Genomic DNA, 23,078 nt, shown 5'->3' with positions numbered 1-23,078 from the left:
TAAAGAACCCAAACCGACCCGGAACATCTTGCGGGTGTGCGGCTTTCAGCACCTGAATGCCAATTACATACTTGGAAGATTCAGTGCAGCACCGGGAGCTCGGACTGCGAACAATTTCATCGCCACCATAGTCTCGGTCAAGTTGGATTCTTCGTGTCGCCAGACCCCTCGTTACACCGAAGCTCGCAAGCTCGCTTCGGCACTCGGGGAGCGGAGGTAACGCGGCTCGTTGCTCGCTTCGGTACTCGGGGAGCGGAGGTAACGCGGCTCGTTCTTCGCTTCGGTACTCGGGGAGCGGAGGTAACGCGGCTCGTTGCTCGCGTCGGCACTCGGGGAGCGGAGGTAACGCGGCTCGTTGCTCGCTTCGGTACTCGGGGAGCGGAGGTAGCGTCGCTCGTTCCTCGCTTCGGCACTCGGGGAGCGGAGGTAACGCGGCTCGTTCCTCGCTTCGGTACTCGGGGAGCGGAGGTAACGCGGCTCGTTGCTCGCTTCGGTACTCGGGGAGCGGAGGTGATCGTCGTACGAGCGTTCCCGTCCGAAGCCCTTGGCGGGCACGGCGTCTCGGGGCGAGCCGGCGCCGCTCGGGCTCGCGTTACAGCTCGCTCGCGGCCTTCCAGTAGAGCTGCAGCGCGCGTTCGCCGTTGACCTGCTGCCGGGCGTCGATGCGGCCCAGCACGAATCGGTCGCGCGCGCTCAATTGCGGCTGCTCGGCGATCTTGACCAGGCGATCGCGGTTGATGCGGGAGTCGTTGTAGTCGCCGAGGGCGGCCTGGACCTTCTTCGCGGCGCGCGCGGCGTCGTCGAACTCCTTGCGGCCCAACGCTTCCGCCGCCTCGGCCGTGTAGCGCAGCTTCTTGGCGCGCTTGCGGATGGTGTGCAGGTGCTCTTCCCAGTCGTAGGACCGTTCCGGTAGCCGCGACAGCGTGTCCTGATCGTCGCCGATCTTCTTGCGTACCTTGCGAAGTGCGCTTGCGACGACTTTGCGGGCGGGTGCTTCGGCATTGACGCCGGCGGGCGGCGCGGCGATCAATTGGTCGATCGAATCGAGCAATGCGAAGTAACGCCTGGAGTTCATCGCCGAATGTGCGACGGCGAGAGCCTTGTCGTGGATCTTCGTCTCGTCGTCGACGAGCGCGGCCTTCAAGGTGTCCGACGCGTCCTCGCCGGCGAGTAGATCGGTGGCCAGCGCGATCTGTACCTCGGAATCGCGCGCGGTACCCAGAATCTGTGCGAGCAAACGCAATTCACTGTTCACGTGGGCCGTTCGCGTGGGATCGAGCACGCTGGGGAAGCTCGCCAGCACACTGCGCAACTTGCGCGTCGCGACGCGCATCTGATGCACGGCGTCGTAGGCGTCGATACGCACCAGCGGATCCATCGCAACCAGAGCGTTACGGTGCAGCGCGATGTCGGTGACCACGAGTTCCAGCGCGGTCGGATTGCTGCCGAGATGTGGCTGCCCGACGAACGGCGTCGACCCGATCGCGCGGGCCAGTTTCGACTGGCTCGACGACACCTGTGCCCCTGCGCCGAGCAGAATTTTGCGTACCTGCTTGAGCAGTTTGCGGTCGCCCTTCGGGCTGCCGGTTCCGCCGACGAGCTCGAACTCCCACTCCGACCACGACTGCGACTGTCCGTCGGGCAGCAGGGATTGCGCGGTGACCAGGTCGTCGCAGAACACGGCGACGACGTGTCCTTCGTCGTCGAGGAGTTCGGTGGTGGTCCGCGACGTCGAGATGGCGGCCACCGGCATCAAGCGTCGACGCCGGGTGATCGCCAGGATGGGCCGCATCAGTTCGGCGGGGACATCGGCGTCCATCGGGGCGTCGTCGAATGTCACCTGAATCTCGCGCCGGGTGTTCACCGCGCCGAAGTTCACCAGGGCGGGCTGCTTGAGATGCCAGCCTTCGTCGTCGCCACCGACCCTGCGCCGCAACGTCATTCGGTTACTCGCCAGGTCGAGGTTCTCAGTGTCGAAGTAGGTGGCGTACAGCGCGACCGTCTGCGGTTCACTCACCTGATCCACTCCGTCGAGTCCCGCGAAACTGGGGGCGGGATGGTTAGCCGAAACGTCGAACTTCAACTCGATCTCGACCTGCTCGGTAGCAGCCACTGGTGATCCTCGACCTTCTCCCCGCTTCATCGAGAGGGGACGTCGCCGGCGCGAGGCCGGAGATGGGGTGTGTGCGTGGTTGGCAGTCTAGTCGGCGGAGGGGGTTTCCCTGGCGGCAAACGCGTCCGTGGCGCGGATCAATTGATTGCGAATTCCCGGCTCGAACGACGCATGCCCGGCGTCGGGAATGATATGCAGCTGCGGACCGGAGTGTTCGTCGCCGCAGGCAGCGGTCCATGCCCGATGGAGATCCCAGGCGTTGGCGACGGGGCAGACGACGTCGTAGCGCCCGTGCACGATGACCGCCGGGATGTGCGCGATGGCCGAAATGTTCTCCAGCAGTTGGGCTTCCCGCAAGAATCCGTTGTTGACGAAGTAGTGATTCTCGATCGAGGCGAAGGCGAGATCGAACCGTGGGTCCTCGGGTTCGGAAGTGTGTTCTGGTTCAAGGGATTTGGGGATCAGGTAGCTGGTGGCCTGTTCCCAGCCGGTCCAGGCGCGAGCCGCCGCGGTGGCGACGTCGGGGTCGGTAGAGGTGAGCAGCCGGTGGTATGCCTGCACCAGGTCGCCGTCGAGGTCGTCGGCGGGGATGGGAGCGAGGTAGCCCTCCCACTCGTCGGGGTACAGATGGGCGGCGCCGCCGTTGTAGTACCAGTCGATCTCGTCGCGGCGTAACAGGAAGATGCCGCGGAGTACCAGTTCGGTCACGCGCTCGGGATGCGTTTGCGCATAAGCCAATCCGAGCGTCGAACCCCACGAGCCGCCGAAGACCAGCCACTGTTCGACGCCGAGATGTTCACGCAGTCTCTCCATGTCGGCGATGAGGTGGTCGGTGGTGTTGACCGACAGATCGGCGCCGTCCTGGACGTGCGGGCGGGACTGACCGCAGCCGCGCTGATCGAACAACACGATCCGGTACCGGTCGGGATCGAAGAAGCGACGCTGATCGCCACTCGTCCCGCCGCCGGGGCCGCCGTGCACGAAGACGGCCGGCTTGCCGTCGGGGTTGCCCGAGCATTCCCAGTGGATGAGTTGGTCGTCGCCGACGTCGAGGAGTCCGGAGTCGTACGGTTCGATAGCGGGGTAGAGGTCGCGCACCCGGCCAACGGTAGTGGACGTCGAGGGGCGCGCGTGTCGATACCGATGCGGCTCGGTGTCGTCTGTTCGGGTGGATTCGGGCGCGAGTCTTCACTCCCGCGCTCTCGACATTGATAGCCTCCCGAAATCTGATTGGACAATTGGTATGGAGAGGACACGGATTTGGTCGCGTCGCATCGGCACCAGAATGCGTTCGGGAGATTCGATACCGGGTTGTCGCCGTACCGAGTCGCTGAATTGGCGCATTCGTGCTGTTCGGGAAGCATAGTGCGCTTCGAAGGGGCGGGGGGCCGCCAAGGTGAGTTTCATTCCGGCCGGCCGGAAGTCACTTGAGGGCTACAAGGGCTACCGCGAGTATTTCGATCGACTTACCCGCGCGCTGTGGACCGAAGATCCGGCCACTCAATCGGGATTCTAGGAGGTGGCTTAGGTGGACAGCCTCTTCCCTTTGGTGATCTTCGCCATCGTCGTAATCGGTGGCGCGATCACCATTTACGACCGCCTGTGGAAGGGGAGGTACAAGCCGTTTCGGCCCGAGCCCGCACTCTCTGAGTTTTGCGCGACTCAACTCCCCGACGGCAGGGTGCCTGTGCGACCCGACGGCTTCGGCATAGTTCAGCCCCAGATGGGCCAGCCTCCCGCGGTTCAGCCCCAGATGGGGCAGCCTCCGGCGGTTCAGCCGCCCGGGCCCATTGCGCCGTTGCCGGGCGATGTCGCGATCGCGCGCGACCCGCGCACCGACCCCGGTGTCCTGTTACACATGGCCAACAATGCGCCGCAGTTGCGCCCCTACCTGATCGAGAATCCGGTGCTGGACCGTGGCTTGCATAATTGGCTGTGCAACTTGGGCGATCCGGCTATCAACGACGCGCTCGCTCGAATGCAGCGTCGATAGACTCGCGCTGGGCGTCGAAACTCAGTAGCTGTGCTCGTCGCCGGGGAAGATGCCGCGCCGCACCTCGTCCGCGTATTGCGTTGCGGCCTTGCGCAATTCGTCTCCGACGTTTCCGAAGCGCTTGACGAACTTGGCGGTCTTGCCGTGGGTGAGTCCGGCCATGTCCTGCCAGACGAGTACCTGAGCGTCGGTCTCGTGTCCCGCGCCGATGCCGACGGTCGGAATGGTGAGCTTGCGGGTGACCTGGCCGGCGAGGTCGGCGGGAACCATCTCCATGACGACGGAGAACGCGCCTGCCTCCTGGACGGCGATGGCGTCGGCGATGAGTTGATCGGCGGCGTCGCCGCGACCCTGTACGCGGAAACCGCCGAGGCCGTTGACGCTCTGCGGGGTGAAACCGATGTGTGCCATCACCGGGATGCCCGCGGAGGTCAGCGTCGCGATCTGGTCCGCGACACGCTCACCGCCCTCGAGTTTCACCGCGTGTGCGCCGCCCTCCTTGAAGAAGCGGATGGACGATTCGAGTGCCTGCTGCGGCCCGGCCTCGTAACTGCCGAACGGCAGGTCGGCGACGACGAGTGCGTGCGGTGCACCGCGCACGACTGCGCGGACCAGCGGAATCAGCTCGTCGACGCTGACCGGGATGGTGGTGTCATAGCCGTAGACGACGTTCGCGGCGGAGTCGCCGACCAACAGGACCGGGATCTGCGCTTCGTCGAAGATCGCCGCCGAAGAATAGTCGTAGGCGGTGAGCATCGCCCACTTCTCGCCTTCGGACTTCATCTGCGCCAGATGGTGGACACGTGTGGTGCGACGTGGCTTTGCCGACGGCGTCGGAGTTGCGCCGTAGGGTGAGGCCTCGGCAGCTTCGGATACACGGGTTTCCGACATTGTGTTGTCTCTTTTCATTCCTCGGGTCCCGCTGAGCGGGTACCCGGGCTGGGTTGGACACCGACCATTCTGCACCCCTACCAGTGAGTAGCGCGGCCGAGGTCGTGTGCCGTTGATCACAGCGTCGTCGACGCGAATACGGGCAATGATCCCACATGCTGAGAATCCGTCGGCAAACGTGCAGGGTATTGCGATCGTCTCGTCGTTGTAACATGGATTTAACAGGCTGCTCCTAGGGTCAGCGACCATGGATCGCCAAAAGGAATTCGTGCTCCGGACACTCGAAGAGCGCGACATCCGGTTCGTTCGACTCTGGTTCACCGACGTTCTCGGTTATCTCAAATCGGTGGCGATCGCACCCGCCGAACTCGAGGGTGCGTTCAGCGAGGGCATTGGTTTCGACGGTTCGGCGATCGAGGGATTCTCGCGTGTCTCCGAAGCGGATACCGTCGCCAAACCCGATCCGTCCACCTTCCAGGTGCTGCCGTGGACCACCTCGGCCGGCCGCCACCACTCGGCCCGGATGTTCTGCGACATCGCGATGCCCGACGGCACGCCGAGCTGGGCCGACTCGCGCCACGTCCTTCGTCGCCAACTGAACAAGGCGGCCGATCAGGGATTCAGTTGTTATGTTCACCCGGAGATCGAGTTCTTCCTGCTCAAGGACGCGCCGCTGGACGGCACGGTCCCGACGCCCGCCGACTCCGGCGGCTACTTCGACCAGTCCGTGCACGATTCGGCGCCGAACTTCCGTCGGCACGCCATCGACGCACTCGAGTCGATGGGCATCTCCGTCGAATTCAGCCACCACGAGGGTGCGCCCGGCCAGCAGGAGATCGATCTGCGCTACGCCGACGCCCTGTCGATGGCCGACAACGTCATGACCTTCCGTTATGTCGTCAAGCAGGTCGCGATCGGGGAGGGCGTGTGGGCGACGTTCATGCCCAAGCCGTTCAGCGACCATCCCGGCTCGGCGATGCACACCCACATGAGCCTGTTCGAGGGCGACACCAACGCCTTCCACAATCCCGACGATCCGCAGCAGTTGTCGGACACCGGCAAGAAGTTCATCGCCGGCATCCTGCATCACGCCAGCGAAATCAGCGCCGTCACCAACCAGTGGGTCAACAGCTACAAGCGGCTCATCCACGGCGGTGAGGCGCCGACCGCCGCGACCTGGGGCGGTGCGAACCGATCCGCGCTGGTCCGGCTGCCGTTATACACGCCGAACAAGGCGTCGTCACGGCGCATCGAGGTCCGCAGCCCCGACTCGGCCTGCAATCCGTACCTGACCTTCGCGGTCATGCTCGCCGCCGGACTCAAAGGCATCTCCGAGGGCTACGACCTACCCGACGAGGCCGAGGACGACGTCTGGGCGTTGACCGGGGCGGAACGCCGGGCGATGGGATACCAGGAACTGCCCGGCAGCCTCGCCGAAGCGTTGCGCGAGATGGAGAAGTCCGAGCTCGTCGCCGAGGCACTCGGCGAACACGTCTTCGACTACTTCCTGCGCAACAAGTGGGACGAGTGGACCAACTATCGCAGCCTGGTGACGCCGTTCGAGCTGAAGAGTTACCTGCCGCTCTAGGGCTGCCCGAGGCTGCCCGACTTGTGCCCCCGCCTGCCATCGCAGGCGGTCGCACGGTAGAAATGCTGTTGTGACCGCGTCGACCCTGCCACTCGAATCCGTCCGTGCACTCGGAGGTGTGCGGTGAGGTCGCGGTCGGGTGTGCCCAGTCCCGGTCGCCTAGGTCTGCTCGACGCCGCTGCGCGCGAACACCTCGACGCGCTGGACTGGACCGACGAGCCATCGGTCGACCTGCTGTGGTCGTTGTCCCGCTCGCCGGACGCCGACCTGGCACTGCGCGCGTTGGTCCGACTGCAGTCGTCGGTGGGCGACGAGTGGCGCGACGTCGACGCTCTGCTACGGGCCGACAAACACTTCCGGGGACGGCTGTTCGCGGTCCTCGGCGCCTCCGACGCTCTCGGTGATCATCTCGTCGCCGATCCCACGGCCTGGCGCCTGTTGACCGCCGCCGAACTGCCCAGCGTCGACGCTGCTTTCGCGACGATGCTGGAATCGGTTGGGGCGCAACCTGAACCGGGCACCCTGGAGTCGGGTGACAAGCTATTCCGGGCCACCGAGACCGGTCCCGCGGCCGTGGGCAAACTGCGTCTCGCGTACCGAAATCTGGTGCTGCAGTTGGCAGCTCACGATCTGGCGGCCACCGTCGAGGACGAGCCGGTACTGCGGCTGCACGAGGTGGGCGCTTACCTGGCCGACCTTGCCGACGCCGCACTGACCGCGGCATTGTCGGTGGCCATCGCCACGGTATGCGGCGACAAGGAGCTGACCACTCGCCTCGCGGTCATCGCGATGGGCAAATGCGGTGCGCGCGAACTGAATTACGTTTCCGACGTCGACGTGGTGTTCGTCGCCGAACCTGCCGACTCGACGTCGTCGCGCATTGCGGGCGAGATGATGCGGATCGGTTCGCTGGCCTTCTTCGAGGTCGACGCCGCGCTGCGGCCCGAGGGCAAAGCGGGGGCGCTGACCCGCACGTTGGAGTCGCATATCGCCTACTACAAGCGGTGGGCCAAGACCTGGGAGTTCCAGGCGCTGCTCAAGGCGCGGCCGATGACCGGTGATCTGGGGTTGGCCCGCGACTACATCGCCGCGGTCAACCCGATGGTATGGACCGCCGCCGAGCGCGAAGACTTCGTTCCCGAAGTGCAGGCGATGCGCCGACGCGTGGAATCCCTTGTCCCCGAAGGGCTCAAGGAACGCAATCTGAAACTCGGAAGTGGCGGTCTGCGTGACGTCGAGTTCGCCGTGCAGCTGCTGCAGATGGTGCACGGACGCGTCGACGAATCGCTGCGGGTACTGGCCACCGTGGACGCCCTGGCCGCGCTCACCGCGGGCGGCTACGTCGGACGCGACGACGGCGCGAACCTCTCCGCGTCGTATCAATTCCTGCGGCTCCTCGAACATCGCCTGCAGCTGCAACGAATGTCGCGAACGCACCTGCTGCCCACCTTCGACGACGCCGCGGGCATGCGGTGGCTCGCCCGTGCCGCGCACATCCGGCTCGACGGCGACCTCGACGCGCAGGGCGCGTTGCTGGCCGAGATCCGCCGCCACTCGCACCGAGTCCGCAAGCTGCACGAGAAGCTGTTCTATCGGCCGCTGCTGGAAGCAGTCACGCGTTTCAACGCCGATGAGCTGACCCTGTCCGACGAGTCGGCGGAACGGCGGCTCTCGGCGCTGGGGTACTCCAAACCCGAACGGGCACTGAGCCATATCCGAGCCTTGGCGAGCTCGCCGGGACGTCGGGGACAGGTGCAGCTGCTGATCCTGCCGTCGCTGCTGGAGTGGATCGGCCGCACCCCCGACCCCGACGCCGGACTGCTGAACTATCGGCGGCTGTCGGACGAGATGGTCGGCAACGACTGGTTTCTGCGGCTGTTGCGCGACGACGGTGTGGTCGCCGAGCGACTGATGAAAGTGCTTGGTACATCGGCCTATATCGCGGAATTGCTGGTCCGCTCACCCGAGGTGATCCAGCTGTACTCCGACGGCTCCGACGGCCCCAAGCTGACCAGCGTCGACTCCGCCGACGTCGCCAGCGGATTGATCGCGTCGACGATCCGGCGTCGGGACTTGAAGCAGGCTGTGGCAGTTGCCCGTTCACATCGTCGGGCCGAATTGGCGCGCATCGCGTCGGCCGACGTGCTCGGCATGATGGACGTGCCGCAGGTGTGTGCGGCACTGTCGAGTGTGTGGGCGGCGGTCCTCAACGCGGCGCTCGCGGTGGTCATCACCGAATCCGAACGCGAACGGGGCAAGGTGGCGCCCGCGCGGATCGCCGTCATCGGCATGGGCCGCCTGGGAGGCGGCGAACTGGGTTACGGATCCGACGCCGACGTGCTCTTCGTCTGCAACCCGGTAGAGGGTGCCGATGAGGCCGACGCGGTGAAGTGGGCTCAAGTGGTCGCCGAGCGCGTCCGCACGATGCTCGGGTCGCCCAGCGCCGACCCGCCGCTGGAAGTCGACACCGGTCTGCGCCCGGAGGGCCGCAACGGACCGGTCGTGCGAACCCTCGCCGCCTATGCCGCCTACTACGACCAATGGGCGCAGCCGTGGGAGATTCAAGCCCTGCTGCGCGCGCATCAGGTGGCGGGCGACAACGACCTCGGCATCGAATTCCTGCTGATGGCCGACCGCATTCGCTACCCGCAGGGTGGCGTCTCCAACGACGCCGTCAAGGAGATCCGGCGGATCAAGGCCCGCGTCGACGCCGAACGTCTGCCGCGCGGCGCCGATCCCGCGTTGCACACCAAGCTCGGGCGTGGCGGGCTCGCCGACGTCGAATGGACCGTGCAGCTGATGCAGTTGCGATATGCGCACGAGTATCAGTCGTTGCACAATACTTCGACCCTGCAGTCACTCGACGCGATCGCCGAGGAAGGGCTGCTCGCACTCGACGACGTCACCTTGCTCAAGGACGCCTGGCTCACCGCGACCGAGGCCCGCAATGCGCTGGTGCTCGTGCGCGGCAAACCCGTCGATGAACTGCCCGGTCCCGGAAAAACGTTGCGGCCCATTGCCTTCGCCGCTGGGTGGCCCGACGACCAGGCGGCCGAATTTCTGGAGAACTACCTGCGCGTGACCCGGCGCGCGAAGGCCGTCGTGACCAAGGTGTTCGGCGCATGACCGCCCTCGGAACCGCGGTCTCCGACAAGCTTCGCGCGGCGACGTCGATCGCACATGAGAACGCCGAGCGGTCGGCGTTCGTCGAAGCCCTGCTGTCGGGCAGCCTCGATGCCGACGCGTACGGCCGCCTGGCCGGGCAGCTGTTCTTCGTCTACCGGGCGCTGGAGGAGGTCGGGGACACGCTGGCCGACGATCCCGTCGCCGGCGGTTTCCACGACGAGAGGTTGCGGCGGCTGCCGTCGCTCTCCACGGACTTGGCTACACTCGGCGTCGACGTCGAGTCGCTGCCACCGCTTGCGGCTACCCGCGGCTACGTCGAGGCGATCCGTGCGAGCGCCGCCGATCCGGTGAGATATGTGGCCCACCACTACACCCGCTATCTCGGTGACCTGTCCGGTGGGCAGATCGTCGCGCATCGGCTGCGTGAGCACTACCGACTCGGTGACGACGCACTGTCGTTCTACCGGTTCGCCGGCATCGACAAACTCAAGCGCTACAAGGATGCATATCGCGATCGCCTGGACGCGCTGCGGATCGACGATTCCGCGGTGCAGCGTCTCACCGTCGAGGCAGTGCGAGCATTCGAATTCAATTCAGCGCTGTTCGGAGAGCTGACGTAACCGCAACGCCGAGGGCTGTTTTGGCGACTACTGCGGACGTGCTGCTTCTGGGTGGTCGAGTAGCCGGTGTATCGAGTCCCCGTCGGCCGAAAAGTGTTGTGGTGCAGTTGTATTCGGTGGTCGCGGAGTGTCGATACACCTCGTCGCTGGCGCTCCTCGGCAGACCCATTTCGCTGGTTGATCCGGGCCGAAGCGCCGTGCTGAGCGAGGCGCTACCGCTAGCGCTCCTCACGGCTCACCCTGGATCCACCGATGGCATGCCCTATCCGCTGGTTGAGCCGTGAGGAGCGTTAGCGCGCCGTACTGAGCGAGGCGCTAGCCGAGTCGAAGTGACGAGCGTGTCGAAACCCCTATACCACAATGCATTTGATGGTGGCGCACGTGTCGAACTGTGATGGTATCGAACATTGAGGCGTGTGCACCCGTAGGGTGCACACGCGTCACTTGCCGGGTGTCATCGCCGATGTTGGCGCGGACCGTCGAAAGTCGTTGTGGCTGAGAGGTTTCGACACGGACCTCGGCTAGCGCTACTTCGACTCGGCTAGCGCCTCGCTCAGCACGGCGCTCGTCCGGCTCAACCAGCGGAGGGGTCACCGTCGGTGAATCCAGGCTCAACCAAGGCTCAACCGGCAGAGTAAGCCTGCAGTCGGAATCCAGGCTCAACCAGCGGAGAAGGCCTGCAGTGGGTGAATCCAGGTTCAGGCGGTGGCCCGCGTGATTCGGGCAGCGATTCCGTCGAGGATCAAGTCCAGGCCGAAGGCCAGTTCGTCGGTGTAGAAGTCGGTGTCGTCGTCGAGTACGTCCTCCCGGACGGCGCGGGTCAGTCGCGGATAGTCGACGTCGTCGATCACCTGCCCCAAAACGATTGAGTACCTGTCGGTTTCGCCTTGCGAATCGGTGCCGACCAACCCCAGCTCCGACGCCATGCGCACGTGATTTCGCACGAAACCGTCGATGACGAGCATGGACGAGAGCTTCTCCTGGCTGGTGAGGGGGGTTTCGTCGAAGGCTTGGACGCCCGCTTCGGTCCACAGGAGAGTCTTCGGCCCCGACGGCGGATGGGTCATCGGGATGTTCGTGACCCACGGATGTGAACGCAGCGCGTCGGCGACCGCCGTTGCCCAGGCGGTGAGACGCTCACGCCAGGTGCCGTGCGCGGTCAGATCGGGCCGCGGCCGACCGTACGCCTCGTCGATCATGATCTCGTAGACGTCTTCCTTCGACTCGACATAGCGATACAGCGACATCGTCGTGACGCCGAGACGCTCGGCGATCGCCTTCATCGATACCGCGTCGAATCCCTCGGCGTCGGCGACGTCCACGGCTGCCCGCCCGATGTCGGGGATGGTGAGTTTGGGCTTCGGGCCACGGCGTGCTCCGTCGTCGATTCCCCACATGAGCTGCAGGTATCTGGGGAGATCACGCGGTTCGGAGGTCATGGCCCAACCCTATCGCAATTACTGCTTGCGTCGTACGCAGTACCGGCCTAGTATCTGTGTTCAGAGTAAACAGTATGCAACATAAACAGATTGGAATGTCATGACTCAGTCGCGTTCTCCCTGGTTGGGGATGGTTGCGCTATGCCTGCCGATGCTGATCGTTTCGATGGATGTGTCCGTGCTGTTCTTCGCGGCTCCGTTCATCGCCGCCGACCTGCACGCGAGCTCCGAGCAGCAGTTGTGGATCTTCGACGTGTACGGGTTCGTGCTCGCCGGTCTGCTGCTCACGATGGGCTCGCTGGCCGATCGGATCGGCCATCGGCGCCTGCTGATGATCGGCGCGGTCGCGTTCAGTGTCGCGTCGATCGGTGCGGCGTTCGCAGTATCGGCGGAGATGTTGATCGCCGCGCGCGCACTGCTGGCGATCGGCGGGGCGACGCTCATGCCGTCGACGCTCGCGCTGATCCGGTTCACCTTCGACGACCCGACCGCACGTGCCAAGGCCGTCGCGATCTGGAGTGCCGTGCTCACCGGTGGCGTCGCAGTCGGCCCGATCATCAGCGGCCTTCTGCTGGAACACTTCTGGTGGGGTTCGGTCTTCTTGATCAACGTGCCGGTGATGGTCGCATTGTTGGTGGTGGCTCCGATGCTGTTGCCGGGCAATACAGCTGATCCTTCCCGGCGAGTCGACGTACTCAGCGCTCTGCTGGCACTCGCAACTGTCCTGCCGATCATCGAGGGCATCAAGAAGCTCGCCGCCGACGGATGGTCGTTGGCGTGGATCGGTCTGATCCTCGGCGGATTCGTCGTCGGCGCGATCTTCGTGTGGCGGCAGCGTCGACTCGCGCAGCCGCTGGTGGACATCACACTCTTCCGCGACCGACGGTTCGCGACATCGATCTGGATCAACGTGATCGGTATGTTCGCGATCCTCGGCAACGCCATCATCATGACCCAGTACCTGCAGTCGGTCCTCGGCTACACCCCGCTGGTGGCGGCGCTGTGGAGTCTGCTGCCGTCGGTGTTCGTGGGAGCGGCCGCACCCGCCGCTGCCGCAGCAGCGTCGAAGTTCGGCCGGCCCAAGGTTGTCGTCGCCGGGTTGCTCTGCGCCGCAGCGGGATTCGTGATCCTGGGCGCGCTGACCACGACTGACTCGCTGATCACGGTCCTGATCGGCGCGACATTCCTTGCGGCCGGAACCGTGGCACTGGCGTCGGTGATCGCCGACTACGTCGTCGGGGTGGCTCCCGCTGATCGCGCCGGAGCGACGTCGAGTCTGTTAGAGACGTCGAGCGAGCTGGGCGGAGCGCTGGGAATCGCCATCCTCGGCAGCGTGCTCAACGTGGTGTTCCGGTTGTCGTTCGACGACCCGACCTTCTCGGGAACACCTGCGGGACAAAGTCTTTCCGGAGCGCTCGCAGCATCGCGCGGACTTCCCGCCGATCGTGCGGATGCGCTGATCGCCGCCGCACGCGAGGCGTTCGTGTCGGGGTTGTCGGCCGCGGCCTGGGTCGGTGCCGCCGTGTTGGTGGCGACCGCGGTGCTGGCGGCATGGGCGCTGCGTCAGCAGCGAGTCGAGCTGCCCGAGGTTGTCGAAGTCTGACGTTTCCCGCTGCGTTCAGCAGCTTTTGGGAGATCATCTCGACGGCGCTGACCAGTGGTTCTTGACAAATCGCGTGCCACGGGTGACCCTAGTCACGTTGAACAGACTGAACGATCGCTCCGAGGCGTTCAGCTAGAAAGGAAGTTCAGATGACCGACGTACCTCCGTTGACCGAGCTGCTCGCCGATTCCCCGACGAACTGGGGCAAGTGGGGCCCCGACGACGAGGTAGGCAGCCTCAACTATCTCACCGCCGAACAGGTTTTGGCGGGCGCCGCGCAAATTCAGAAGGGTGAACTGTTCACTCTGCAGCGCCTGATCGGCGATCCTAACGGTGACCCGGTCTGGCCCGGCCGCAGTCCGGCCACCCGTGAGATGATCCTCGACGAGTCGCACTGGGACGAGGGCGGCGACGGACCGGCGTTCCCCGGTGGCCTGCACTACGCCGACGACAAGATCTACGCCTTCCTGCAGGGCTCCACGCAGTACGACGCACTCGGCCACGTCTGGTACGACGGCAAGATCTGGAACGGCTACGACGCCCGCACCACCATCGGCGGCCTGTCGAAGGCGAGCGTCGCACCGATCGCCGAGCGCGGCGTCGCGGGTCGCGCGGTGCTGCTGGACATGGCCCGCTACCGCGGCAAGAACAACCTCGACCCGTATGAGACCTACACCCACGAAGACCTGATCGCGTGCGCCGAGCAGCAGGGCACGCCGATTCAGAAGCGCGACATCCTGCTGATCCGCACCAACCACCTGCAGCTCTTCTTCGACAAGGGTGACGGCTTCTACGAGGACTTCTGCGAGTCGGGCCTGGTGTACTCGCCGGAGTTGGTCCAGTGGTTCCAGGACATGGAGATCCCGAACCTCGTCACCGACACCATCGCCAACGAAGTCACCTTCGACCCGCACAACGGCGTCGCGCTGGTCCTGCACAATGCGCTGATGCGCAACCTCGGCATCGCATTCACCGAGATCTGCGACCTGGAGAAACTCGCTGCCGACTGCGCCGCGGACGGCCGCTACAGCTGCTTCTACGTCGCCGCGCCACTGAAGATCAGCGAGGCCACCGGCGCGCCCGTGAATCCGGTGGCGATCAAGTGACGACATATGCCGATCGGCCGTGGCTGGCGCGCTATGCGCCAGGGCAGCCGAGTGATCTGATCCCCGAGTTCGACACCGCGCTCGACCTGTTCCGCAGCGCCGTCGACGCCGCCGCCGACAAGCCGGCCATCAAGTACTTCGACGGCGAGCTGACCTTCGCAGGCCTCGACGCGGCGTCGGACGCACTGGCCAATCGTCTTGTGGCCGAGGGATTTTCCGCTGGGGACCGGCTCGCGATCTATGTGCAGAACAACCCCGCCTTCCTCGTCGGACTGATCGCCTCGTGGAAGGCGGGCGGGGCGTCGGTCCTCATCAATCCGATGAACAAGGCCCGCGAGCTCAAGTATCTGCTCGACGACTCCGGCGCTGTCGCGCTGCTCACCCTCGACGAGTTGTACGACGAGGTGGCGCGCGGCGTCTTGGCCGAGGGCTCGTCGGTACGCACGACGTTCACCGTGTCGGCGCTCGACGGTCAGTCGCGTGATGATGCGCGCTTGTTCGACGGCGTCACGCGGTTCACCCCCGACGGCACCATCTCGCTGGTCGAGGTGATCGAAAACCACGACGGCACAAGGCCGTCCGCGGTCAACCTGTCGCCCGACGACGTCGCCGTACTGACCTACACCTCCGGTACCACGGGACAGCCGAAGGGGGCGATGAACACCCATCGCAACCTGACGTTCAACGCGCAGACCTACCGTGAGTGGATCGGCCTGACCAGCGACGACGTGGTCCTCGGCATCGCGCCGCTGTTCCACATCACCGGGCTCGTCGCGCATGTGATGATCTCGTTGCTGCTGCACGCGACACTGGTGATCGCCCACCGCTTCCATCCGGCGGTCTTCGTCGAGGCGATCCGTGAGCATCGCCCGACGTTCACCGTCGGCGCGATCACCGCGTACATCGCGCTGGCGGATTCCGGTGGCGCTCAAGACGGAGACTTCACGTCCTTGCGCGCCCTGTACTCCGGCGGCGCACCGATCGCACCGGCAGTGGCCGATCGCCTCGAAGGAATCTTCGGCGCCTACATTCACAACATCTACGGGCTCACCGAGACCAACTCTCCATCGCACGGCGTGCCATTCGGAGTACGGGCGCCGGTCGACGCCGAGTCGGGTGCACTATCGGTCGGCGTGCCGGTGTTCAACACGGTCGTCCGCGTCATCGACGACGAGGGCAACGAGGTTCCGATCGGCGACGTCGGGGAGTTCGCGACGTCGGGCCCGCAGGTGGTCCCGGGGTACTGGAACAAGCCCGAAGCCACCGCGACATCGATTCCGGGCGGCGAATTGCGTACGGGCGACGTCGGTTTCATGGACGCCGACGGTTGGTTCTATCTCGTCGACCGCAAGAAGGACATGATCAACGCGTCCGGCTACAAGGTGTGGCCGCGTGAGGTGGAGGACGTGCTCTACGGTCATCCCGCCATCGCCGAGGCCGCCGTGATCGGCGTGCCCGACGAATACCGCGGCGAGACCGTCAAGGCGTTCGTGTCCCTGCAGCCGGGTAAGACGGCGACCGCCGACGAACTCGTCGAGTTCTGCAGGGAACGCATGGCGGCCTACAAGTATCCGCGCACCATCGAGATCGTCGAGGCTCTGCCGAAGACGACCACCGGCAAGATCCTGCGGCGTACGCTGCGGGATCAGGAAGTCGCGAAGTAACAACCGCGCCAACGCATCTCAACCAACTCGGCCACGGACCACGGGTCCGTGGCCGAGTCGTGTCGCGGCGAGCCGGTGTGGCTCAATTCCGCGCGATGTTGATCGCGAACCGCGCGTACTGTGCGGCGACGGCCGCGGGGTCGTCCGCGGGCGAATCCCATTGGCACACGCTCAAACTCAACGACAGGATGGCGCGCGCGGCGGCCGCGGGGTCGTCGGTCGTCAATGCCCCTGTACGTACGCCGGCGCGGATCTCGTCGCGTAACAACGTGAGCAGATCGTCGGTGAACGCGTCGATCCGGGCGGCGTCGGGAGCGTCGATGTTACGTGCCTCGTTGACCATGATGCGGGCCAGGCTGCGGCGTACGGTGGCGAACAAGACGAGCGCCTGGCACAGATTGTTCAGTCGCGTAACGGGATCGGTGCCTTCGTCGCGGGCCGGGTGCAGGTGTGCGCTCAGTTCGGCGATGGCCAGATCGAACCCGGCGACCAGCAGACTCTGCTTGCTCGCATAGTGATGGTAGACGCCCGGAACGCTGATCCCCGCTTCGGCGGCGATGGTACGCATCGTCGCGCCGTGGTAACCGGTCCGGACAAAGCAGGCGATGGCGGCGTCGAGCACGGGGTCGAGGTGCGTGTCCGGGTAGACGCGCCAGTCGAATTCGGCCACCTCGCGCGGCTCGTCTGCCGGTCCCGTGCTGGAGAGCAATTCGACGGTGGTGCCCAGCTCGGCGACGATCGACTCGAGTCGTTCCGCCGAAGCAGGCGTCTTACCCGTCTCGATGGCGCTCATCGTTCCGACACTCACCCCGATCCGGCGGGCGAGCTCACGCAACGAGATACCTGCGAGTTCGCGGGCCGGGCGAATCATCGTCTGCGGTGCCACCGCGCCGTCGGGGCGCGGCTCGACGCCGGACCCGGTTCGGGTCTGTGATCGAGCAGGTGGCTGTGGCATGGTTCCACGCTAGGGCATGCGCCGCGCGGACGATCACCGACACTCGAACTCGACGTGACGCCGACTACACTCGCCCCATGGCCGCATCGTCCGACGTCGACACCCGACCCCCGACCGCGCTGGCGATGTTCGAGGCGGCCCTCGCCAACGGCGCCGAGCGGCCGCTCATCTACTACTTCGACGGTGTACTCACCATGCGCGACGTCGATGAACGGGCCAATGCGCTGGCGAAGGTGTTGATGGACAACGGAATTGCCTTCGGAGACCGGGTGGCGATCTTCACCCAGAACAATCCGGCCTTCGTGATCGGTCTGATCGCGACGTGGAAGGTCGGCGGCATCGGGGTGCCGATCAATCCGATGTACACCGCCCGTGAGCTCACCTTCTCACTGATCGACACCGGTGCCCGGGCACTCGTCGTGCTCGACTCCCTCTACGACGACGTCGCGCGCGGCGTCGTCGAATCCGGCGAGACCGACGTCGAGGTGGTGGTGACCACCTCCGCGGACGACTGGCGCGGCTCCGCGAAATCAACTGCCGCACAGCATGATGCGTATCAACTGACCGAGCTTCCCGGTGCGGCTCGGATCGGCACCGGAAAGCTGAAGCCGCACGACCCGGCCGTCCTGATGTACACCTCGGGTACCACCGGTGTGCCGAAGGCGACCATCAACACGCATTCCAACTTCACTGCCGGAGCGGAGTACTACCGACGCTGGATGGAACTCGACGCCGACGACGTGGTGCTCGGACTCACGCCGTTGTTCCACATCACCGGCCTCATCGGGCACGTCGCCCTCTCGTTGCGACTCGGCGCTCCGCTGATTCTGACGCATCGTTTCAGCGTCGACGGGATGCTCGACGCCATTCGACTGCGGCGCCCGACATTCGTGATCGGGACGATCAGCGCATTGGTGGCGCTGGCCGACGCGTCGTCGCCTGCCGACTTCTCCTCGATTCGACGACTCGGCTCGGGCGGCGCGGCGATTTCGCCGAGGCTCGCCGGCAAGATCGAGGCGGCGGTGGGGCAACCGCTCACTGTCGTCTACGGGCTCACCGAGACCACTTCGCCTGCGTTGGCGACGCCGCTCGGCACGCCGATTCCGGTCGACTCCGAGTCGGGTGCGCTGTCGATCGGAGTTCCCGTGTACGACACCGTCGTACGGATCGTCGACGAGCTGGGAGCCGACGTCGGGGCAGGGGAGATCGGTGAATTGGCGATCTCCGGCCCGCAAGTGGCAGCCGGGTACTGGCAGCAGCCCGAGGCCACCGGAGAATCGTTCCCCGACGCCGAATTGCGCACCGGCGACGTCGGATTCGTCGACGCCGACGGTTGGACGTTCCTCATCGACCGCAAGAAAGACATGATCACCTCGGCCGGTTACAAGGTGTGGCCGCGTGAGGTGGAAGAGGTGCTGTATCGCCATCCCGACGTCGCGGAGGCCGCCGTCGTCGGTGTGCCCGACGACGTGCGCGGCGAGTCGGTTACGGCGTTCGTCGCGTTGGAGCCGGGGCGTCGGGCGGATGCGGACGCGTTGATGGCCTACGCACGAGAGCAGTTGGCCGCCTATAAGCGGCCGCGGCGAATCGTGCTGACCGGTGCGTTGCCCAAGACGTCGTCGGGCAAGATTCTGCGAAGAGTGTTGCGGGACAGCGAGATTCGCTAGGCGGTCCGACGCCGGACCGCCCCGGCTGTGTCATCGCGTCCGGCCGCTGAACGACGATTGCCCATCGTCGGGAATCAATCAGCTACGAGGCCGACAGGATCTTGATCTCGAAGATCAATGTGTCTCCTGCCTGGATTCCGGCGTCGGGCATCCCCGAGGTGTAGCCGTCGGCGGGAGCGATTGCTACAGCTACATTCGACCCGACCTTCTGTCCCGCAATGGCTTTGGTGAATCCGGGGATCACGCCGTTGAGCGGGAAGTCGGCCGGTTGCCCGTTCTTGTACGCGCTGTCGAACACTTTGCCGTCGCGGCCGTTGACCCCCTCGTAGCAGACTTTGACGGTGGCGGTCTGCGAGACCACCGGGCCGGTGCCGGGGACCAGCGTGTGTACCTGCGTCGACGACACCGCGAACGGCGTCGTCGGGGTGATCTTGGGTCCCGAGTTGTCGGTCGACGCGGTCACCGCAACCTTGCCGGTGGTGCCGTCGAAGGTCCACTGCGGCTTGGCGTCGGCGGCCGGTTCGCCGCTTGCGCACGTCGCGAGTGCCTGATCGGTGGTGGTGGCGCCCGCTTCGGTAGCGGCGCTGTCGGTGGTGGAGACCGCGGTGGTGTCGTCGGAGCCGCAGGCGGTGACCAGCAGGGCGCAGGCGGCGATCGGGGCGACGAGGAACAGGGGGAGCCGACGGGAGACAGTCATGGCTGCAAACCTAACAGGTGGGTGGGCGGCGAACTTCCGCGACGTTTGTGCGGCGACACGCCGCAGGAGAATCGCAGCAACGCCGCAAAGGTTCGGACGGCAGACAAATCGACCCGCTCGGCGATCGGAAACGTGATCGCGGAGCGGGTCGATTGGCGTAGGACTCAGCTGTCAGCAGTCGTAGTACAGCGAGAACTCGTAGGGGTGCGGACGGATCTGCACCGGCTCGATCTCGTTCTCACGCTTGTGCGCGATCCAGGTCTCGATGAGGTCCTCGGTGAACACGCCACCGGTGGTGAGGTAGTCGTGGTCCTCTTCGAGCTTGTCGATGACTGCGGCCAGCGACGTCGGCGCCTGCGGAATGCTCTTGGCCTCCTCCGGCGGGAGCTCGTAGAGGTCCTTGTCGACGGGCTCGTGCGGCTCGATCTTGTTCTTGATGCCGTCCAGGCCGGCCATCATCATCGCCGCGAACGCCAGGTACGGGTTGCCCGAGCTGTCCGGGCAGCGGAACTCGAGGCGCTTGGCCTTCGGGTTGTTGCCGGTGATCGGGATACGCACACAAGCCGAACGGTTGCGCTGGCTGTAGACCAGGTTGATCGGGGCTTCGTAGCCCGGGACCAGACGCTTGTAGGAGTTGACGGTCGGGTTGGTGAACGCCAGCAGCGACGGTGCGTGATGCAGGATGCCGCCGATGTAGTAGCGCGCCAGATCCGACAGCCCGGCGTAGCCGGCCTCGTCGTGGAACAGCGGTTTGCCGTCTTTCCACAGCGACTGGTGAGCGTGCATGCCCGAACCGTTGTCGCCGAACAGCGGCTTCGGCATGAAGGTGACCGACTTGCCGTTCTGCCACGCGGTGTTCTTGATGATGTACTTGAACAGCATCACGTCGTCCGCGGCGTGCAGCAGGGTGTTGAACTTGTAGTTGATCTCAGCCTGACCCGCGGTGCCGACCTCGTGGTGACCGCGCTCCAGGGTGAATCCGGCGGAGGTCAGGTTGGTCGACATCTCGTCGCGCAGGTCGACGTAGTGGTCGTACGGTGCGACGGGGAAGTAGCCGCCCTTAGGCCGGACCTTGTAGCCCTTGTTGGGGGTGCCGTCGGGGTCGGTCGGTGCGCCGGTGTTCCACCAGCCGCTCTCGGACTCGACCTCGTAGTGCGTACCGTTCATCTCGGAGCTGAACGACACCGAGTCGAAGATGTAGAACTCGGCCTCGGCTCCGAAGAAGCAGGTGTCGGCGATGCCGGTCGAGGCCAGGTAGTCTTCGGCCTTGCGCGCGACGTTACGCGGGTCGCGGCTGTAGGCCTCACGGGTGAACGGGTCGTGGACGAAGAAGCTCACGTTCATCGTCTTGGCCTTGCGGAACGGATCGATGCGCGCGGTTGCCGGGTCGGGCAGAAGCATCATGTCCGACTCGTCGATCGACTGGAAGCCGCGAACCGACGAACCGTCGAAGGCCAGGCCGTCCTCGAAGACGCTTTCGTCGAACGCCTCAGCGGGGATCGAGAAGTGCTGCATCACACCGGGCAGGTCGCAGAACCGGATGTCGACGTACTCGACACCCTCTTTCTTGATGCCCTCGAGAAGTTCTTCCTTGCTGCTGTACACCGTTCGGTGACTCCTTCACTATCGGGTAGCCAGGTGGTCCTGGCACGCACACCCGCCACGCATCGCGATGCAGCGGATCACAGCGAAAACCGTATGGAGGTGAGGTTGCCCAGGCGCTAAGCCCATGTTTCCCCTGTGTTACGCGATCCTCGGAATTGGTCGTCGTGCCCCTTAACTATTCCCGATCGTGTCTTTACCGTCACGCGCAGCCCGAATATGTCCGATTTACATCGGTGCCTACGATGGACGGTATGACTGTGTGCCTCTCACCGCGTTCCCGCAGCGCCGCATCGGCGTCGACGCAGGGGGTGGCGCGATGAGCCGGTCGATCGGGTCGTGGCTGTCGGGCACCCAGCCGGGTGCGGGGGCCGAGAACGAGTATCAAGGTCAGGACCTCGGTTTGCCTCAGCGCGGCGCCGGATCGCTGGCAACCGGTTGGACCCGCTGCGGCGGTCTGCTGCTGGACTGGCTGATGGCGTACGGCATCGCTCTGCTCATCGTCGGCGGTGACATGCAGCGCGCGGCGACTCCCGAACTGGCCGTGTGGTTCGTCGTCGGCGTGTTCACGATCAGTTTGTTCGGATTCACGCCGGGGCAATTCATTCTGGGACTGCGGGTCATCAGAGTCGACCACGGCCCCGAGCTGACCCAATCGATCGCGTCGGGAAAGAAATCGGTCGCGGTCGGGTTTGTGCGCGCACTCGGTCGGCAGGTGCTGATCGTGTTCATCGTTCCGGCACTGATGAACGACTACAACGGTCGAGCACTGCACGATCGGGCCACGGGCACGGCCGTCGTTAAGAGTCGTTAGGTTTGCCGGCTGGGGTGGTGGCGAAGTCGGTGTCGAAACCGCGTACGCCGACGGTGCCAGCGCAACCGAACACCGTGGAACAGTTGAGAATTCACCGCGCCAAATACCAAGGATTTCGACTAGGCTGGAGCCTCGCTCAATCAGCAGAGGAGAGCGAGCTCGCCTGTGGGCGGCCGGGGAACTTCGGTGGTCGCGTCGGGTTCTTTGTCTCGCCAGCCCCTCGTTACACCGAAGCTCGTTCCTCGCTTCGGCACTCGGGGAGCGGGGTGTCACCTCGCCGCCGGTTCCTCGCTTCGGCACTCGGGGAGCGGAGGCATCGGAGGCTCGCGAACTTGCCTCTGCGAGCGGGAACTTCGGTGGTCGCGTCTGGTTCTTTGTCTCGCCAGCCCCTCGTTACACCGAAGCTCGTTCCTCGCTTCGGCACTCGGGGAGCGGGATGGTCACCTCGTCGCCGGTTCCTCGCTTCGGGACTCGGGGAGCGGGGGCATCGGAGGCTCGCGAACTTGCCTCGGGGAGCGGGCCACCTCGGAACCCGACTCAGTCTCGCATCATCTCTACCAATCGCAGGGCCGCCCGCAATGCCTCGACCGCGGGCTTCACCGACACTCGCGGGTCCACTGCGCGCTGAATCCCCAGGCCGATTCCGGCGCCAAGCAGTAGGTCGGCGAGGTCGGCCGAGGTCGGCAGCGGCGACGCCGCGTCGTCGGCTGGATCCGGCAGCACATCGCCGAACAGCGGTTGCAACATGTCGGTGACCATCTCGCTCGCGCGTTCGCGCAGGCCGACGATCATCGCGCTGAGTTCTTCGTCGTGCCGGGACAGCACGACGAATTCGAGTTCGAGCATCGTCCACCCCACATCGCCCGCAGTCCGTTCGATCCACTCTCCGAATGCGTCGGCACGTTCATCGGCGTTGTCGAAACCGGCCGCGTCGGCTGCCAGTGCCGCGAGTTCGCCGAGCTTCTCCTGGTGGATGCCTTCGAGCACCGCACCGCACAGCGTCGGCTTGTCGCGGAAATTCGAGTACACCGCGCCCTTGGAGTAGCCGGCGGCGGCGGCGATCCCGTCCAGGCTGGTCGCGGCGTAGCCCGCCCGAAGAAATTGCTCGCGTGCGGTGGCGAGCAGTTCGGTCCGGGTGCGAGCCTGTTGTTCGGCGCGGGTGAGTCGAGGCACTGGGTAATTCTATGTCGAGATACTCGG

The 23,078-nt window shown here is 65.3% G+C and carries 17 protein-coding genes; 9 read left to right on the top strand and 8 right to left on the bottom strand.

Annotated elements, in window-relative coordinates:
• Nucleotides 1-592: 592 nt before the first annotated feature.
• Complete coding sequence (locus HH308_RS19500; RefSeq protein ID WP_312870728.1) at nt 593-2,113, bottom strand: CYTH and CHAD domain-containing protein; 1,521 nt, start codon at nt 2,111-2,113, stop codon at nt 593-595.
• A gap of 87 nt (nt 2,114-2,200) precedes the next feature.
• The gene (gene pip, locus HH308_RS19495) at nt 2,201-3,211 is read right to left on the bottom strand and encodes a prolyl aminopeptidase (protein ID WP_170195896.1); all 1,011 of its coding nucleotides are present in this window, start codon (nt 3,209-3,211) and stop codon (nt 2,201-2,203) included.
• A 430-nt stretch (nt 3,212-3,641) separates the two neighbouring features.
• Here pip and HH308_RS19490 point away from each other — a divergent pair, with 430 nt between their 5' ends.
• Nucleotides 3,642-4,106: a variant leucine-rich repeat-containing protein gene (locus tag HH308_RS19490; protein WP_170195895.1), complete on the top strand. Its 465-nt coding sequence runs from the start codon at nt 3,642-3,644 to the stop codon at nt 4,104-4,106.
• 21 nt (nt 4,107-4,127) lie between these two features.
• Here HH308_RS19490 and panB read toward each other — a convergent pair whose 3' ends face one another.
• A complete protein-coding gene (gene panB / locus HH308_RS19485) occupies nt 4,128-4,997 on the bottom strand; it encodes a 3-methyl-2-oxobutanoate hydroxymethyltransferase (RefSeq protein ID WP_211188619.1) in 870 nt (289 codons plus the stop codon).
• Nucleotides 4,998-5,244: 247 nt separating this feature from the next.
• Here panB and glnA (HH308_RS19480) point away from each other — a divergent pair, with 247 nt between their 5' ends.
• The 3 genes from glnA (HH308_RS19480) (at nt 5,245) to HH308_RS19470 (ending at nt 10,331) form a co-directional block, all read left to right on the top strand.
• Entirely contained in the window at nt 5,245-6,585 is a 1,341-nt protein-coding gene (gene glnA / locus HH308_RS19480; RefSeq protein WP_170195893.1) for a type I glutamate--ammonia ligase, read from the top strand.
• Nucleotides 6,586-6,708: 123 nt separating this feature from the next.
• Entirely contained in the window at nt 6,709-9,711 is a 3,003-nt protein-coding gene (locus tag HH308_RS19475; protein WP_312870727.1) for a bifunctional [glutamine synthetase] adenylyltransferase/[glutamine synthetase]-adenylyl-L-tyrosine phosphorylase, read from the top strand.
• On the top strand, nt 9,708-10,331 hold the full coding sequence (locus HH308_RS19470) for a biliverdin-producing heme oxygenase (protein ID WP_170195892.1): 624 nt from the start codon (nt 9,708-9,710) through the stop codon (nt 10,329-10,331). The genes HH308_RS19475 and HH308_RS19470 overlap by 4 nt, the downstream gene beginning before the upstream one ends.
• Nucleotides 10,332-11,029: 698 nt before the next feature.
• Here HH308_RS19470 and HH308_RS19465 read toward each other — a convergent pair.
• Nucleotides 11,030-11,770 (bottom strand): TetR/AcrR family transcriptional regulator, encoded by a 741-nt coding sequence (locus HH308_RS19465; protein ID WP_170195891.1) that lies wholly within the window; start codon nt 11,768-11,770, stop codon nt 11,030-11,032.
• 100 nt (nt 11,771-11,870) lie between these two features.
• Here HH308_RS19465 and HH308_RS19460 point away from each other — a divergent pair, with 100 nt between their 5' ends.
• From HH308_RS19460 to HH308_RS19450, 3 genes are all read left to right on the top strand, one after another.
• Nucleotides 11,871-13,373: an MFS transporter gene (locus tag HH308_RS19460; RefSeq protein ID WP_211188618.1), complete on the top strand. Its 1,503-nt coding sequence runs from the start codon at nt 11,871-11,873 to the stop codon at nt 13,371-13,373.
• Nucleotides 13,374-13,522: 149 nt separating this feature from the next.
• The gene (locus HH308_RS19455; RefSeq protein ID WP_170195890.1) at nt 13,523-14,479 is read left to right on the top strand and encodes a cyclase family protein; all 957 of its coding nucleotides are present in this window, start codon (nt 13,523-13,525) and stop codon (nt 14,477-14,479) included.
• Entirely contained in the window at nt 14,476-16,143 is a 1,668-nt protein-coding gene (locus HH308_RS19450; protein ID WP_170195889.1) for a class I adenylate-forming enzyme family protein, read from the top strand. Before HH308_RS19455 ends, HH308_RS19450 begins: the two co-directional genes overlap by 4 nt.
• An 82-nt stretch (nt 16,144-16,225) precedes the next feature.
• Here the strand turns inward: HH308_RS19450 and HH308_RS19445 are convergent, their stop codons facing one another.
• Nucleotides 16,226-17,098, bottom strand: coding sequence for a TetR family transcriptional regulator (locus tag HH308_RS19445; RefSeq protein WP_170195888.1), 873 nt, complete (start codon nt 17,096-17,098; stop codon nt 16,226-16,228).
• Nucleotides 17,099-17,175: 77 nt separating this feature from the next.
• Between HH308_RS19445 and HH308_RS19440 the strand changes: the two genes are divergently transcribed.
• Complete coding sequence (locus HH308_RS19440; protein ID WP_246284719.1) at nt 17,176-18,765, top strand: AMP-binding protein; 1,590 nt, start codon at nt 17,176-17,178, stop codon at nt 18,763-18,765.
• Nucleotides 18,766-18,847: 82 nt separating this feature from the next.
• Here the strand turns inward: HH308_RS19440 and HH308_RS19435 are convergent, their stop codons facing one another.
• Together HH308_RS19435 and glnA (HH308_RS19430) are read right to left on the bottom strand one after the other, a co-directional pair.
• Nucleotides 18,848-19,462 carry an FKBP-type peptidyl-prolyl cis-trans isomerase gene (locus HH308_RS19435; protein WP_170195887.1) on the bottom strand — a complete coding sequence of 205 codons (615 nt, stop codon included), beginning with the start codon at nt 19,460-19,462 and terminating at the stop codon, nt 18,848-18,850.
• Between the two features lie 171 nt (nt 19,463-19,633).
• Nucleotides 19,634-21,067: a type I glutamate--ammonia ligase gene (gene glnA, locus HH308_RS19430; RefSeq protein WP_170195886.1), complete on the bottom strand. Its 1,434-nt coding sequence runs from the start codon at nt 21,065-21,067 to the stop codon at nt 19,634-19,636.
• Nucleotides 21,068-21,383: 316 nt separating this feature from the next.
• On the opposite strand from glnA (HH308_RS19430), the gene HH308_RS19425 reads away from it, so the two are divergent.
• Nucleotides 21,384-21,878 (top strand): RDD family protein, encoded by a 495-nt coding sequence (locus HH308_RS19425; protein WP_170195911.1) that lies wholly within the window; start codon nt 21,384-21,386, stop codon nt 21,876-21,878.
• 537 nt (nt 21,879-22,415) lie between these two features.
• Here HH308_RS19425 and HH308_RS19420 read toward each other — a convergent pair.
• A complete protein-coding gene (locus tag HH308_RS19420) occupies nt 22,416-23,051 on the bottom strand; it encodes a TetR/AcrR family transcriptional regulator (RefSeq protein WP_170195885.1) in 636 nt (211 codons plus the stop codon).
• Nucleotides 23,052-23,078: the final 27 nt, after the last annotated feature.

The organism is Gordonia asplenii (assembly GCF_012933505.1).
GTDB lineage: Bacteria > Actinomycetota > Actinomycetes > Mycobacteriales > Mycobacteriaceae > Gordonia > Gordonia asplenii.
Note: the sequence above shows the minus strand (reverse complement) of the source record. Positions and strands in the feature narration are given on the sequence as shown.

Excerpts from the sequence above, each read along its gene's own strand:
- panB (WP_211188619.1), bottom strand. The coding sequence starts at position 4,997 with ATGTCGGAAACCCGTGTATCCGAAGCTGCCGAGGCCTCACCCTACGGC.
- glnA (WP_170195893.1), top strand. The coding sequence starts at position 5,245 with ATGGATCGCCAAAAGGAATTCGTGCTCCGGACACTCGAAGAGCGCGAC.
- HH308_RS19470 (WP_170195892.1), top strand. The coding sequence starts at position 9,708 with ATGACCGCCCTCGGAACCGCGGTCTCCGACAAGCTTCGCGCGGCGACG.
- HH308_RS19465 (WP_170195891.1), bottom strand. The coding sequence starts at position 11,770 with ATGACCTCCGAACCGCGTGATCTCCCCAGATACCTGCAGCTCATGTGG.
- HH308_RS19460 (WP_211188618.1), top strand. The coding sequence starts at position 11,871 with ATGACTCAGTCGCGTTCTCCCTGGTTGGGGATGGTTGCGCTATGCCTG.
- HH308_RS19455 (WP_170195890.1), top strand. The coding sequence starts at position 13,523 with ATGACCGACGTACCTCCGTTGACCGAGCTGCTCGCCGATTCCCCGACG.
- HH308_RS19445 (WP_170195888.1), bottom strand. The coding sequence starts at position 17,098 with ATGCCACAGCCACCTGCTCGATCACAGACCCGAACCGGGTCCGGCGTC.
- HH308_RS19440 (WP_246284719.1), top strand. The coding sequence starts at position 17,176 with ATGGCCGCATCGTCCGACGTCGACACCCGACCCCCGACCGCGCTGGCG.
- HH308_RS19435 (WP_170195887.1), bottom strand. The coding sequence starts at position 19,462 with ATGACTGTCTCCCGTCGGCTCCCCCTGTTCCTCGTCGCCCCGATCGCC.
- HH308_RS19425 (WP_170195911.1), top strand. The coding sequence starts at position 21,384 with ATGAGCCGGTCGATCGGGTCGTGGCTGTCGGGCACCCAGCCGGGTGCG.